Consider the following 679-nt stretch of genomic DNA (forward strand, 5'->3'; position numbering starts at 1 on the left):
TGTGGGGTGCCACAGCGCCGGCCGGCCATGCCGCCGACGTCGAGTACCTGATGGTGCCGTCTGCGGCGATGGGTCGCGACATTCCGGTGGCGTTTCAGGGTGGTGGTCCGCACGCCGTGGTGCTGTTGGATGCGTTCAACGCCGCTCCCGATGTCAGTAACTGGGTGAGCGCGGGTAATGCGATGAACACCCTGGCTGGTAAGGGGGTGTCGGTGGTGGCGCCGGCCAGTGGGGCGTTCACCCTCTACACGAACTGGGAGGCTGACGGCACCCGGCAGTGGGAGACGTTTCTGTCCGATGAGCTGCCCAACTGGCTGGCGGCCAACAAGGGCCTGGCTCCTGGCGGGCATGCGATCGTGGGGGCGGCTCAGGGTGGTACCGGCGCCTTGATGGAGGCGACGTTTCATCCCGACCGTTACCGTTATGCGGGGTCGATGTCGGGGTTTTTGACTCCGTCCAACACGTTCATGAACGGGGCGATCACCGCCGGGATGAACGAGTTCGGTGGGGTGAACACGCAGGCGATGTGGGGTGCGGCGCAGTTGGGCCGGTGGAAGTGGCATGACCCGAATGTGCACGCCCAGTTGCTGGTGGACAACAACACCCGGCTGTGGGTGTTCAGTCCGCAAACCCTGACGTGTGCCGATCCGCCGGCGATGATCGGCTACTGCGATCAGGC

1 protein-coding gene is annotated in these 679 nt (G+C 65.2%); it reads left to right on the plus strand.

Going from position 1 to position 679, the window contains the following annotated elements; translation table 11 throughout:
- Nucleotides 1-679, plus strand: a 679-nt coding sequence (locus ORI27_RS32895; RefSeq protein ID WP_266001434.1) for an alpha/beta hydrolase-fold protein, incomplete at both ends; no start/stop codon positions are given.

Source organism: Mycobacterium pinniadriaticum, assembly GCF_026242045.1.
Taxonomy (GTDB): Bacteria; Actinomycetota; Actinomycetes; order Mycobacteriales; family Mycobacteriaceae; genus Mycobacterium; species Mycobacterium pinniadriaticum.